Origin of the sequence: Okeania sp. SIO2C9 (assembly GCF_010672455.1) — a bacterium.
Lineage (GTDB): Bacteria > Cyanobacteriota > Cyanobacteriia > Cyanobacteriales > Microcoleaceae > Okeania.
In genome coordinates this window covers 1-14,484 of the sequence record NZ_JAAHGO010000078.1, presented here as the reverse complement: position 1 = coordinate 14,484, position 14,484 = coordinate 1, and the positions used below count along the sequence as shown (strand labels likewise).

Annotated in this window: 10 protein-coding genes and 1 pseudogene; 6 read left to right on the top strand and 5 right to left on the bottom strand. The window is 36.6% G+C overall.

All coding sequences use genetic code 11. The annotated features are described in order from the left end of the window. Positions 1-162: 162 nt before the first annotated feature. Positions 163-501 (bottom strand): cation:proton antiporter subunit C, encoded by a 339-nt coding sequence (locus F6K23_RS33295; RefSeq protein ID WP_293164275.1) that lies wholly within the window; start codon positions 499-501, stop codon positions 163-165. Between the two features lie 1,000 nt (positions 502-1,501). On the opposite strand from F6K23_RS33295, the gene F6K23_RS33290 reads away from it, so the two are divergent. The 5 genes and pseudogenes from F6K23_RS33290 to F6K23_RS33275 all read left to right on the top strand — a co-directional run bounded on the left by F6K23_RS33290 (position 1,502) and on the right by F6K23_RS33275 (position 5,732). Next, on the top strand, positions 1,502-1,654 hold the full coding sequence (locus F6K23_RS33290) for a hypothetical protein (RefSeq protein WP_367267897.1): 153 nt from the start codon (positions 1,502-1,504) through the stop codon (positions 1,652-1,654). A gap of 191 nt (positions 1,655-1,845) precedes the next feature. Beyond that, positions 1,846-1,995: pseudogene (locus F6K23_RS43020) on the top strand (serine/threonine protein kinase); the annotation flags it as partial. 55 nt (positions 1,996-2,050) lie between these two features. After that, complete coding sequence (locus tag F6K23_RS33285) at positions 2,051-2,530, top strand: hypothetical protein (RefSeq protein ID WP_293164272.1); 480 nt, start codon at positions 2,051-2,053, stop codon at positions 2,528-2,530. Positions 2,531-2,994: 464 nt separating this feature from the next. Next, a complete protein-coding gene (locus F6K23_RS33280) occupies positions 2,995-4,239 on the top strand; it encodes a serine hydrolase (RefSeq protein WP_293164269.1) in 1,245 nt (414 codons plus the stop codon). Positions 4,240-5,513: 1,274 nt separating this feature from the next. Continuing rightward, entirely contained in the window at positions 5,514-5,732 is a 219-nt protein-coding gene (locus F6K23_RS33275; RefSeq protein ID WP_287277180.1) for a DUF4327 family protein, read from the top strand. Positions 5,733-6,698: 966 nt separating this feature from the next. Here the strand turns inward: F6K23_RS33275 and F6K23_RS33270 are convergent. From F6K23_RS33270 to recJ, 3 genes are all read right to left on the bottom strand, one after another. Then, positions 6,699-7,928 (bottom strand): FHA domain-containing serine/threonine-protein kinase, encoded by a 1,230-nt coding sequence (locus tag F6K23_RS33270; protein WP_293164264.1) that lies wholly within the window; start codon positions 7,926-7,928, stop codon positions 6,699-6,701. 127 nt (positions 7,929-8,055) lie between these two features. Next, a complete protein-coding gene (locus F6K23_RS33265; RefSeq protein WP_293164261.1) occupies positions 8,056-10,320 on the bottom strand; it encodes a serine/threonine phosphatase in 2,265 nt (754 codons plus the stop codon). A gap of 680 nt (positions 10,321-11,000) precedes the next feature. Beyond that, positions 11,001-13,382 carry a single-stranded-DNA-specific exonuclease RecJ gene (recJ, locus tag F6K23_RS33260; RefSeq protein ID WP_293164258.1) on the bottom strand — a complete coding sequence of 794 codons (2,382 nt, stop codon included), beginning with the start codon at positions 13,380-13,382 and terminating at the stop codon, positions 11,001-11,003. Between the two features lie 177 nt (positions 13,383-13,559). Here recJ and F6K23_RS33255 point away from each other — a divergent pair, with 177 nt between their 5' ends. Beyond that, positions 13,560-13,787, top strand: a complete 228-nt coding sequence (locus F6K23_RS33255; RefSeq protein ID WP_293164255.1) for a hypothetical protein — start codon at positions 13,560-13,562, stop codon at positions 13,785-13,787. Positions 13,788-14,203: 416 nt separating this feature from the next. Here F6K23_RS33255 and F6K23_RS33250 read toward each other — a convergent pair whose 3' ends face one another. Then, positions 14,204-14,374 (bottom strand): hypothetical protein, encoded by a 171-nt coding sequence (locus tag F6K23_RS33250; RefSeq protein ID WP_293164253.1) that lies wholly within the window; start codon positions 14,372-14,374, stop codon positions 14,204-14,206. Positions 14,375-14,484 lie beyond the last annotated feature (110 nt).

The window sequence follows — 14,484 nt, the reverse complement described above, 5'->3', positions numbered from 1 at the left end:
TTTCCTCGCCATCCCTCCCTACGGGAAGCTCCGAAGAGCGACTGCTCTCTTGGTCGATTGGATATGACAAGGTTTCCTCGCCATCCCTCCCTACGGGGAAGCTCCGAAGAACGACCGCTTTTCATCCTCTTAAAAGGGAAGACTTGAGACCTAATTTTTTGGTTATGATGGTGTATTATTTTCTTCGATTGCGCTAGTTTCCAAAGTGGGATTATCTTTTGCCAACTTCATCACACCCACCAACATCAAAGCTTGAATTGAAAAACCAATTACAATTGCTGTTAAGATAACTGCCTGGGGAACGGGGTCGGAATAAGCAACATTTTTGGTTTCGTCGGCAATTGGTGTAAACAAACCATCTAGGGATGCTACTAGCACATAATAGGCAATAACTCCCGTACTCATAATATCCATTGAGACAATTTTCATCACCAGATTTTTCTTAAAAATGATGCCGAAAAATCCACATAATATGGTTGAAAATATACAAGCTTCTAACATGAAAATTAACTAATTAATTGTTATTTTTTTGCAGAAAATTAATTTTTAAATCACAAAAGATTAAGGATAAATATCCATACATTAAGGTAGTATAAGAATGAATTTTGCCAATAATCAAAGACTTATGCCAGTTTAAATCAACTGACTAAATTGATTTAACATGAGCAGATTTTACAATTGCCCAAAATAGATGAGAAAACCTCAGGTTAAAGTCGCCTCTTCTTTGGTCAATACATAAATTCATTTCTATTTCCCTAGCTAGCTACTATATTTTATTTTCAAATGATCTAAAATTTATAGCAGTTTGGACTTAATGAAGTACAGAGTTCTTAGATGTTCAGCGAATTGCTTAACTAGGATTAAGATTAAGCTGTACTACATTAGCTACCAATATGCTATACATTATTAAACATGAAATTGGGTCAAAAGAGAAGAGACGTTGAATATGAGTTCTGATCGCTGGTTGGATGAAGCATTAATTATGTTTGGGGTGCTTAAGAAAAAAAACTATTATTTTTGTTGTCCTTGGTTAAAAGTGGCCAGATTAATATTAATCAATTCAATAAATTAGAAATTTTCTCAGCTAGCTTCTACAACTTGACGCATTGAGAAAAAACCTGACTTTACTGGTTGGCCATAACTTTCCTCTTCTGATTAGAATTAGTTCTGATACCAAGGGTAAAATCAAGAATATTATTCATAATTAAGAGTGATTGAAAAATTTTACACATAATATTTCTTTAACTAATACCAGTTTTAAAAAAGATAGTTTCATTTTTTTTTATTTTAGGGATTACGCAGTACAACCTATTTTCGTCATTGCGACTGACAGGATTTGCTGAGTATTCCGGAACGGAAAGCTATCTGAAATTCTAGTTTTTCGTACCTCATCTGTAAGTTCTGAATTTGAGATATTTAAAAATACATAAAAACTCTGAAATTATTATTCCTGCTCCCTAATTCCAAGATATTTTATTCACAACCAAAATATTACGGGTATATGGAAAAAACGATTTTAAATAACCGTTATCGCATCATCAAAACATTAGCAAGTGGAGGATTTTGCGAAACATTTCTTGCCCAAGATACTCAAATGCCCTCCGGTCGTCTCTGTGTGATTAAACAACTTAAACCCATATTCAACAATGAATAATGAATAATGAATAATGAATAATTACCTCTCCATGAATTGAAGAGGATTGACAAATTCATGAAAATTTTTTTTCACAGGAGTCGATTGGATATGGCTCCTTTGACCTCGCCATCCCATCCTAGGTCATGCTGCGCAAACGACCGCTTATTATCCCCTTAAAAGGGGAGGCGCATACCCACAATTTTTCGGTAAATAATCCTCAAATTTATCAAATTGTACAAGACAGATTTCAAACAGAAGCAGCAATTTTAGAGGAACTAGGTGAAACAAATCATCAGATTCCTCGATTATACGCATACTTTACAGAAAACGGAAAATTTTATCTAGTACAAGAATGGTTATAAGGAGAAACACTCACAAGTCAACCCAAGCGATCACTACTCCACCGCTGGAGAAATGCTCCACTCCCTAAAAATCGGCCCAACTGCTATGACTCCCACAGTACCTTCTCCACCACCTCCCATCCTTCTACCCCTATCAGAACCACCTGCCACTTCAGCACCAACCCCAGTAACTTTACCTCCACCAGAAGCTTTAAGTTCTTCTCAATCTGTAGTTTCTCGCCCCCCAGTCCCCAAAAAAAGTCATAAGATGGGAGACTGGCTAAAAGCAGTTATTACAGGTAGTATAATTGGCAGTTTTATTCTTCTTGGCATTGTTTTAAGTAATATATTTCCCTCAATAATTAACTCAATTTTCCCAAAAAAGCCAAAAGAAAATATTGATATATCAACCACAAATATCAATCCAGAACAAACAACTACTCCATCACCAAAATCAATAACTTCAGTACAGCCTCAAATACCTAAAACTGCCCTCACTCCTATAGTAAGTTCAATCTCTGAAATAGAAGCAAAAAAATTAATAGAAACTTAGCTACAGGCAAAAGTAAAAATGTTTTTCCATACATACAATATCCAAATTACCGAGGAATTAACTACTTCAGCAATAGCGGTATTTGCTAATGCTAAAAATCTAATTTTTATTTTTTTCATTATCCTTAATTATCCTGAATTTCAAGCATCAAATTAATGCTATATTGCTCAATAATCCTGCGAAAACAGGTATTAAATTAATCTAATTTACTGCCTTGTTTCCCCATCATAACTAATGGCCTTGAAATTAATTTCCCAGCCATAGTTGAAAATTTAGCACTATTTATAGTAAAGTCCTGAAAACCAATAAAATTATTACTACTGCCGTGACACAGCTAAAATAGTTCATTATTATAGAGTGCGCCATTACGGCTAAAATATTAAGCTGTGAAAAGTATTTAACAATCCGTCGCCAGGCACCATTTTAGCTGTCTCAGTCCACTACTTATATTTCTTATTATTCAAATGCACGCAGAAAAGTTACCACCCCAAACATTTCATCGAGTCCGTCCACCATATCGGGTAGCCAAGCGACGTCCAGTTAAAATACGTCGGCTAGTTAAAACTAAAAATACAAAACTAATATTATCCCAGTTAAAATATAAAAATATCCTCATATTAGTCACCATATTAATGACCGCGAGCTGGGTTATTACCCTACCTTTCAGAGGTCGCACAGCTTCACAGACCCCTCAACCTACTCCTCAAACTTCAGTATCACCTACTCTCGTACCACCCTATGTACGCCCAGTTCCTCAACAAACTCCAGAAGACTTAGGATTTGCCTACAATGTTCGTAGACAACCCCCTCTACGTTATAATCCTCAACTACAGGAAATAGTTGATGAATTGGTTAAAATTTCTGAAGAAAAAGGGCTACCAACAGAACCTTTATCTATTAGTTTAATAGATGTTAGAAGCCAAGATGTTCATACATTTGCTGGATATCAAAGCCAAGAAGTGAGGTATCCTGCTAGTGTATCTAAATTATTTTGGATGGCTGCATTTTATGGGGCAGTAAAAAAAGGTTTAATTGAAGATGAATCTAAGTTTCATGAAGACTTGAGAGCAATGATGCAGAAGTCTCATAACGATTCTGCAAGTAAAATTTTAGATGCAATTACTGATACTAAATCGGGGAGTAAATTAGAAGGGAAAGATTTAGAAAAGTGGTTAGACAAAAGAAAATCCGTTAACAATTTTTTTCATAAAGCAGGTTATAAACATTTAATAGTTAGCACAAAAAATTATCCTCGATATTCCCCTTATTATCAAAAAAAACCTGTAGGTCGCGATCGCCAACTATGGTACAAAGATGGTGAGATTTTCAGAAATTTGATTTCAACCGATCATGCAGCGAGGCTAATGTATGAGATATACACCAGGCAGGCAGTTTCACGCAAGTATAGCACGAGAATGGCTTATTTGCTAACCAGAGATTTAAGACCCGAAGCATGGCAAAATGACCCCGAAAATGGAATCCAAGGTTTTCTCGGCGAATCTTTACCTACCAAGATTTATTTCGGTTCTAAAATTGGTTTTACTTCTGATCATCGTATGGATGTAGCATTTGTGAGAACTTTGGATGATCAGGCTATTTATATTCTGGCGATCTTTGCAGAAGATCCTGCTTATGCTAGAGATGAAGAAATATTCCCCAAACTGTCTCGTCATGTTTACGATCGCATGATGGCATTGAATAGCCAATAAATTAAGTAGGCAAATATCGTGCTTATTACCATTAATGGCTTTGTTGCACAAAAGGTGACGTTTAGGCTATGAATAGCATCAGGATAATACGAATCAGTAGATATGATTCAATAATGGATAATTGATAATTACCTCTCCCTAAAAGGAAGAGGATTGACCAACTCCGAAAAAATTTATTTTTTTCCCCTTGAAAGGGGAGGCTTCAAGGCGCGAATTATTGAATTATTGAATTATTGAATTATTAATTTTTCGGTAAAAATGCAGTCATCTGGCATCATGGTAATTGCAATAGTCCACCTCATCCTAGGGACGAGAACCTCAGAGAGATTCGCATCTGTGGAGGTAAAAAGCGAGTGCTTAATTCGCCGTCGCACGGCGAATGTAAGAAGCACTCAAGACAGTGGAAACGTGAGAGTGGATATCACCGACGTTCTCGCTTCACAAACAACTATGTTTAGCGGCTCAAGTAATATTTGGAGGTAAGTTACGACGACGGAAATTCCACAATCAGGCAGTGGAATTGTTCGTAGAATGTGCCATACTTAATCGTATGATACAGAATTGTCAGCCAGAAAGCTACAAAGTAGAATTCGCTCTTCACTAATTAACTTCTCTTCTGGGGAGGAGTTGCGATTCGCGTGCGCGATCCCTCCGGGAATCGCAACATTCATGCAACAAAGCCACCATTAATATCAAATTTGCCTCATTGCATGATGCTCCGAATCAGGGGAAATGTTTTTCCCACTGTTTCGGAGCAGGAGTGCGCTACCAGGTGCGTTTGTCAGCTTGCGGCCTCCATAGGTGGCGCTTCGTTCCGACCTCTGTCGCACCCCTCAGGGTCGCACTGCTGTTTCCTGTTCCCTACTATATTTTATAATTTACTCAAATGAAAAGCGCTGTAATTTTTTGTAACGTGCTTTGACACTTGACCACCATTGTGAAAACTCCTATGGCTAAATTTATCTGAATATAGCTATATAATTTTATTTTACAATCTTGACTATAATAAAATCAAATAGAAAAACTTCTTATCCTTATCACATTACTTACTTTTTTTCAAGTAGAAAAACTTGTAAAAACTCACTTTAATAAAAAAATCTCACTATTGATTTTTAATTATTTAGTTTTACTTATAATACCTTGTCAAAAGTAAGTGTGTTAAACTATAAATCTAGAAGGTAACTTCCCCAAAAGCACAAAAAATCCACGAATAGGTAAAAGTGAGAATTGGGGAGTTAATTTCTAGAAGAATTTAAAAAAAATTAAGAGGTATTATGAGCCAAAAGGTTATGCACCAGATGGAAAAATTTCAACGTCAGGTGAATTCCCTCGTAGAATCTAATATAATCAAGCCAACAGATAGTATCTGGAAAATAGCCCTACTTTTTGGGGATAAGTGGCCTTATTGGAAAAAACAACTTCAAGACTTTGATTTTTCTATGCAAGATCCAATCGGTGAAATTTTGGTTGTAGAGGTGTGGGAAGAAGATTAGTCTAACTTCCTCATCAAATTAAGACTGATGAGGCTAAATAATTCTTGAGTTTAAGCGATAGAAATTGGTAGAATGTAGTCGATTAGTCCCAACATCTAGGCAATAAGACTGAAAGTGTAGAATCATTAGGCGATTGCACTACAAAATAAAACAAAAATAAAACAAAACTTTTTGGTTTCTAAGGCTGTAATCAGGAAACTAAATTGATACCAAAGCAATTTGAAAACTGATAACTAAATAACTTAATACAGGTTTATTAGGATTTATTAGAAAAAAAATCTGCTAGTTGTTTAATGTCAGAACGACTCATCTCAAGTTAAGTTCATCATAAACTTTCGGTAAGTGGAAAACTAGTCAGTTGCTTCCTAGGTCTGAGCTACGCTATCAACAGCTGGATGGAGACTAGGGTAATAATTTTAAGCCTTAATCATGCACATTGCAAATTTTGAATATTTTTGCTATAATGTGGGGAATAAAAAGCAACCTGAATGGGTTTACCTCGGACAAACTAGAGGCATCCTTGCTTATGCCATTAAGGGTTACATTTGAAGTGACTTTAGTACGGCAAGTTTGTGACTCTTAAAAATCCACGCGGATAAATCCCGCAGAGTTTCAATCCCATGAACATAATTGCTCACTTTTAAGCGCGTACTATGTGGTTGAGCACAACTTTAGCTTGTCAACTTACTAAACAAACTCAGTCAATTCTTTGAGCTTAACTCTGAGTCAGTTCATTAAGTAAACATCTAAATACATTTGTTTTTTTTCAGAATTTTTTTTGTAATATAGCACTACACAAAGCCGGTTAGGGCAATTATAAATACTCAAACGAGCGTCAGGGATTACTTCTGAGTTCTGAGTTCTGAGTTCTGAGTTCTGACTTACGCGTAGCGCTATATCTCTACCAATAACTCAAAAACCCTTGTGCATACTGAGATTGAGATATTCCAATCTTGATGATGTGCTTCAAAGGCAATCTTTTAAAGCATCTGCTAGCTCTAGAGCAGTTTGATAGCGATCGCCAGGCAATGGTTGGGTAACTTTTTCAATCACCTCCCTTAGTTGTGGTGTAATAGTGGGAACGCTTTCAACATAAAACCGATAACCATTACCACGATTATCATAGAAGTGCATCGGACTTTGAGCAGTCAACAAAAAGATCGAAGTTGCACCCACTGCATATAGATCAGATTGAGTCAAAGGTTGCCCGCGGTCTTGTTCGGGAGCGCTGTAACCTTCTGCCCCGATCCGGGTACCCAAAGGCGTGCCAATCTCTTTGACTGCCCCAAAATCTAGAACTATTATCTGATTATCGCGACGACGCACTAGAAGATTGGCAGGTTTAATATCCCGGTGAATCAGTGGAGGATCTTGTGAGTGAATATATTCTAGAACCTCGCAAGTTTGAATCATCCACTCAATTGCCTGTTTTGGCAACACCGGTCCTTGTAAAGAAATACGTTTTTCCAAATCCTGACCATGAATCATTTCCATAGCTAAATATTTCTTGTCTTCTTCCACAAAAAAGTCAAAAAACTCAGGAATTCCTGAATGATTTAATGATTTTAAAGCTCTAGCTTCTCGTTCAAATAATTCTTGAGCTTTGCGGATCTGAGCCATATCAGCATTCATTTCTTTTAAGACCACCAAAGCAGCAGCAGGTGAAGCGCCTACCTGTAATTTATTGCGCTCCCGATCCCAAGCTAAATAGGTAGTACCCATACCACCTTGACCCAAAATCCGTAACACCTTATACCTACCATCCTTACCAATACTGCGTTCAACTTTAATTGGTTTTCCACAATAAATGCAAAATAAGTTTCCTGGTGGGTTATCACCAGCTCGGGAGCAACATTGTTGAGGAGCATTAGCAGCAGATGGAACCTGAATCTGAAACTTTAAAATAGGGCCACCTCTGGCTAACTGAATCAGGAAACCATCAGAAATAATTCCCTGAGACATCAAAACTCCATTCACGAAAGTTCCATTTGTACCTTGACTAACTAATCGCCAAATATTTCCAGATTGGGACTTTGGTATTTTGTGTAGCTCCAGATGATATCGTGAAACTAAACTATCAGATAAAACAACCTGATTATCAGGAGAGCGACCAATCTTAATTATTGATTCACTCTGAAAGTCCCAATTTTTTAAAGGAGTATTTTTTTGAGGGTCTAGGAGGGTTAACCTAATCACAATATTTTCCGGTAACTGATGAAGTCAAATGATCAGCTAAAATTACTGTATAGTAAAAGTTTTAAGTACTTAAAATATCACTTTTGACTTTTGACTTTTGAATTTTAACTTTACTGAAACGGTATTGCTAATTTTTTTGTGGTTTCACTAAAGCACGAATCACAATTGCTGTAATGTTATCGTGACCATTATACTGATTTGCCAAATTAATTAACTGGTTTACACCAAACTCTAAGTTAGCTTGTTTGCTTAAAAGAGGTTCGAGGAGATTTTTCCAATTATTTTCCAGAAACTCATTATCTGTTAAACCATCAGATGCTAGGATTATTAGACTATCCTCATCAAGCTCGAAAAATTTCACATCAGGTCTGACAAAATTTTCATCTCGCGGTCCTAAAGCTTGAGTTAATTGATAAGCATCTGGGCGACCATAAGCTATTTCCGGTTCAACTCCACGATTAATTTCTCTTTGTCCTACTTCATGATCTAGAGTTATCTGTTCTAATCCTCCCTGATGAGAGAGACGATACAAACGACTATCACCCACATGAGCTACAGCTACTTTTGTATCATAAACCATTGCCATGACTAAAGTAGTACCCATCCGACTACTGCCAGAGCGGACTTCTTGTTGATTAATTTCGTAGATTACCTTATTTGCCTGTATAACTGCCTCGCGAATTATTTCTTCAGAGGGCAAACCTACTGACCAACTACTTTCAACTTTAAAGTATTGTTTAATAGTGTCTACTGCTACTTGACTTGCTATTTCTCCGCTATCGTGTCCTCCCATACCATCGCAGAGTACATAAAGTCCTTTAGCTTGAATAATTCTTTCTGTAGGTGTTTCTTGGTTTTCTATCTGAGTTTGAATGCCAAAAGAATCTTCATTATGATCTCGTTGACTGCCTACATCACTTTTACCAGCACTTTCCAAATTTACCAACTGTATCGGCAAAAGTTCAGTGTCTTGAGTTTCTATATTTTCTACTATCTTTGGGGAAGCATCATCAGTTTGCAAAACTGTGGGTGCTGATGTAGGAGGTGGTTGGGGTTGTAAGTTATCTTCAGTAGTCATTAGATACGACCGCAATTGTTCAATAGTTTGTATTTTACCATCTCGCCAATCTTGCATTAAAGCTGTTACCCAACCAAACTGTGTCCGTTGAGATTGCTCAAATAACGATTGCCAGAATTTCATTAAATCTTGGAGATTTTGAGTCTCGCCAGGTTTTGAGTACAGACGTTGCAATTTGATATAATTATTGTCTGTTTGATTTACCCGCAGATTTTCATCTTCCAGTATACTTTGGCAACAATTCCATGGTGCTAGAGTTACCCAAAGTTCGGTCATTTGTTGCAACCAGGATAGAATTTGTAGTTGGGAAAGGTGTTCGCTTGACCAAAGGTTTACTAATAATGGCAAACTACTGTAGTCTGCTACAAGTAATATTTCTTTGTTTTGCGATCGCCAACTATCCTGAATGGTAGGAAAGTGTTGAGGTTGTTGGGAATATAGTGCTAAATATGGTTGAGCAATGGTGGGAATAATCAATGCTTCTATCTCCGTTGTTTCTCCCTGTTGGTTTGAGGTAGGGAATTGATTTTCTTGGTTTTGGTAACCGGATAATTCTTTCTCTTGAGAGCTATAAGTGGGCGGTCTAAAATTACCGGAGTTATTTCGCAACCAAGCTTTGAGGGGTGTTTGTTCTAGTGGGTTACAGTCTAGTACTTGCACTACTACTGTTTCACTTTGGTTTTTTGGTGGTATGGTTTCCAATAGTTGGTAGCGCTTTTGGGAATCTAAATATTTTTCTGATGCAGTGGAGGAATTTTCTAGATCGTCATTTGGATTTGAGGATAATTTATTCTCTGTGTTTGCTGCTTCAGACATTGGACTGAGGATGTCTGGGGTAATTGATTCAGAATTATCTAACTCCTCTAATTTTTGGTATTGATGGTCAGTTTCAGTTATTGTTTCTGGTAAGGTATCTTCTGATTGTACTTCGGCAGCAGGTTGTAGTCCTACTTCTATTTTCTCCTCCGAACTTTTGGCGGATTCTAAAATCTCTTCGGGTTCTTCTGTAATGATATCTGTTGCTGAGTCCGCTGAATCTTTGGCCAGGGGACTTGCTCCGCTGATTACTTCTTCTTGTCCCATTTCCTTGGGATTAATTTCAGGTGAGTTGGGGAGGAGAGCTTCTGCTTGAGTCATTATAATTGCTTTCCAGACTTGAGCTATATCAGCACCACAGTTGTGACATTTTTGAACGCTCAGGTAGACTTGCGCTCCACATTGATGACAATTTTTGTGGGTTAGGGATGTACCACATTTTTCACAGAATTTATTCTGGTTCGGGTTTTCAAACTCACATTGGGGACAGATGAGCATAATAGGGGGTTAATTCAACAATTAATAATGAATAAATAATAATGAATAATTAGGGTTTGCTGAAAAAGTCTTATGGGCAAGGGTAGGAGACAGGAGACAGGAGATAGGAGGAACGGGGAATGAGCGAGGAGGTAGTCGGAAAAATTGTCCCAAGATTGTTCTGCCCAACTATGTGCCTAAAATACGCTCCATGCATGAGCATCAAGAGCTGATTCCCAGGCACTTTTTTCAAACCCAAAAAGGCTAAAATCTTTATATGTCAATGCTTTTAGATTAGATCGGTAAGCCCTAATTAATAATTAATCATTACCTCTTCTTGAAAAAAAGAGGATCGACTAATAATAAAAATTTTCTTTATTATCCCCTTAAGAGGCTATGCTTTATAAACATCTTTCTTAACATAATAATTGACAAAATATACAAGTTATGTATTGGTATTGGGGCGACTTTTTTTAGGAGAAAAGTGTATTTGAAAATATATTTTTTTGAGAATTGTAGACAAAATTTTTGCCCCCATCTCCCCATATCCTTATCTCCCCATCTCCCTATCTCCCCATCTCCCTATCTAAGCAGAAATAACTAACCAGTTACAAAATCCTAAGAGCCTTACCAATCAATACTTTTGACTTTTGATTTTTGAATTTTGACTTCCGCTGACTTTTGACTTCCGGGTAGTGGCACTAGAAGGGAATAGAGATAGTGGTATCTTCTAAGATTGTTTGGGCAGCGATCGCTTCTATTGTCTTTAATGGTACTTCACAGAAGTATTTTTGCCGAAATTGTTCTTCTGATATTGCTGCTAGGAATTTTCCGATTATTTGGGATTGAGTTTCTGGTTTTTGGTTTTTGATTTTATTTTGAGTTATGTAAAATGCTTGGTCTTTATACTTGACATTAAAACATAAATATTGTAGTACTTGAAAACCTAATTTAAGAGTAGTATCACCAATACCTAATTTTTTTAGGAGTTGATAACGGGTTACAGGTTTAGCTGTACGACTGAGATATTTAGAAATACCCAAAAGTTGTTGCCAGATATCTGTCGGAGGAACAATAGGAGGTTGTGAGTAGGCGATCGCTAATTTCTTTTGTTGATTTATTGCTCGCCGAAACCAGATTCGCAAATCGTTCCAGCTAGTGGGACATTCTTTGAGAATAATAAAATCTTTTTGGCTATTTATTCTTATTTCTTCTAGATTACCGATTCTCTGACTATTACGCCAGTCCCAAATCCAATCTACAAGGTTTGATATTTTTAACTGGGTATTTTGGAGGGATGGTTGTACTGTAATAAGTCTGACTTCATAACGTTTTTTATAAGCATTGAAGTCTAGCTCTACCAAAGCATCACATTTTTCTTCGGGAATTTCATCTTTATAATGACCCCACCAAACACCAGGGAACCCTTTGTCCCCAGACTCATCCCAAATTTCAAAATCTGTTTTGATATATTGAACTTTTTTTCCGTTTAAATCTTTTTGATTTCTGTGCCAAACATTACTAAACCAACAATTTTGGAGCAAAAGTTTAGGGACTGGGTTGCCCATACCACAGGGTTCTAAAAGTTTAAGCTCCTGAAATAAATCTCTACCCAACTCAGAGACAGTAACAATTAAATCTACATCTATTGTTGAAGTCTGGTTAAAAGTCGTTCCTAATGTTTGTCCTAATAATTGATTAATAGCACCTGTAAATATGGGGATATTTTCTACTGGTAGACTTAGGCCAGCAGCAAAAGGATGGCCTCCAAACCGATGCAACAAATGTTCCTGGTGTTTAACTAACTGGTATAGGTCTATTTGGCCAACCGAACGGGCAGAACCACGAGCTAATAATGGTTCATCAGAGCTTTTTACCGCCTCAGTTTCCTCGGTCAACAAAATAGTGGGACGGTTGTATTCTTGAGCTATTTGGCCTGCGACTAATCCTAACACGCCTACAGGCCATTGAGGGTCTGTGAGAACTATGACATTAGTAGTAGAAAGGTCTAGTTTGGTCAATTTTTGGGTAACGTCTCGAACTACTTCTTTTTGTAGGGATTTGCGCCTAGAGTTGGCCAGTTCGGTTTCTATGGCGAGTTGTTGACAACGTTGGGGGTCACGACTGGTGAGTAATTCTACACAAAAGCTGGCATCTCCGATTATTCTACTGACAGCGTTAATTCGAGGTCCAATACCAAAGGAAATATCTGTGGGGCGATCGCCTGTTTTTTTACATAATTCTAATAGTTTGGCGACTCCTGGTCTGGTGGTTTTGTGTAGTTGTGTACTTAATTTTTCAATTCCTATTTGTGCTAAATACCGACTTTCTCCTGTTAGTTGAACTAGGTCGGCAATTAAACCAATGGCTACTAAATCTAATAATTCTTTTAAGGGTAGTTTAGGTATTTCTGGATGAGTTAAATAAAGTGCTTCTATTAGTTTATAAGCTACTCCTACTCCGGAGAGATTATATAGGGGATGAGATGGGGATAAATTACGAGGATTAATAATAGCTAATAAGGGCGGACGTTGAGTTGGAAGGGTGTGATGGTCGGTAACAATTATATCTATCCCTAGATTATTTGCATATTCTATTTCGGCAATATTTGTACTACCTGTATCGCAGGTTATTATTAAACTATAATTTTTTTTTGCTAACTGTTCAATTCCAGCAAAGTTCAAACCATGAGATTCTGTAAATCTGTTAGGAATGTAATAAGTTAATTGATGATTTTTCTGAAAAAATTCTCCTAAACCATCCCAAAGTAAAGATGTTGAGGTAATGCCATCAGCATCAAAGTCTCCCCAGATAGCAATTTTTTCTTGATTGTTTTTAGCATCAATAATTCTTTCTATAGCTTTATTGATTTCGATGCCAAATTCAAAGGGGTTAGTTGGCTTATATTGTTTTGGGTCTAAAAAATCTGCTAATTTTTGAGGTTCTTTAATTCCACGCTGCCATAATAATTGTGGTAGATATTTTACGGATAATTTTGGTGCATAATTTTTGACAAGTTCAACAAATGAATTAGGGGGATTATCGGAGGCATAAATTTGCCAATATTTTCTGGTTTCAGACATTTTTAATAAATTTAATTTCTTGTAATACCATTTCTCCATGAAGTTGTGCTTAATAAAAGATAACAGCTATTATTCAACAATTAATAATGAATAATGAATAATGAATAATTACCTCTCTATGAATTGAAGAGGATTGACAAAGAGATGAAAATTTTTCTTCACAGGAGTCGATTGGATATGGCTCCGAGACCTCGCCATCCCATCCTAGGTCATGCTGCGCAAACGACCGCTTATTATCCCCTTAAAAGGGGAGGCATTAAACCACAATTTTTCGGTAAAATTCAGCTTTGGGTAAGAATTATTAAGCGCATTGTTAAAGATAAATGGTATAACTATACTGTGGTTAGTTTTCAGGTATTAGGTGGTAGATATGAGGTTGTATATGAAAAAAATCGGTCTAAATAATTAGATGAAATAGCCCTGATATTTGCTAGAGATATTGGTGGATGGGAAGATTACATAATTACTTGTATTGTCAGCATTTCCTATTGAGTAAAAAAACACTGTTTTTAGCTAGAATCCACTACCTAAAATCTACTGCCTTCTTCCAGGGTGGGTTAATCTGATTTTTGCTCCAAAAAACCTGCTAATTTTTGAGTATCTTTAATATCAAATCTGGTGGGGTTGCACATAGAATCCGGTTATATAATATCTGTTTATAATTTCTTAAATTACTTCAATATTAGACATCTCCACCAAAAGAGGGAGTAGGGAGTAGGGGGTAGGGGAAAATAATTGATAATTTATGTACGATAATTGATTTGATTTTTTATTATTGGAGATGTCTATTTAATCTCCCCTACTCCCCCACTCCCCTACTCTTAACTATATAATAAGTATTCAACCGGATTTGATATAATTCTACGCTGCCATAATAATTGTCGTAGATATTTTCCCGATAATTTTGGTGGATAATTTTTGGCAAGCTCAACAAATGAATTAGGGGTATTATCGGAGGCATAAATTTGCCAATAATTTTTTGTTTCAGGCATTTTTAATATATATAATTTATCTTCACTATGCTGCGGTTATTTTTCAGGTATTAGGTGGTAGATATTAGGTTGTAGATGAAAAAAGTCGGTCTAAATAATTAGATGAAATA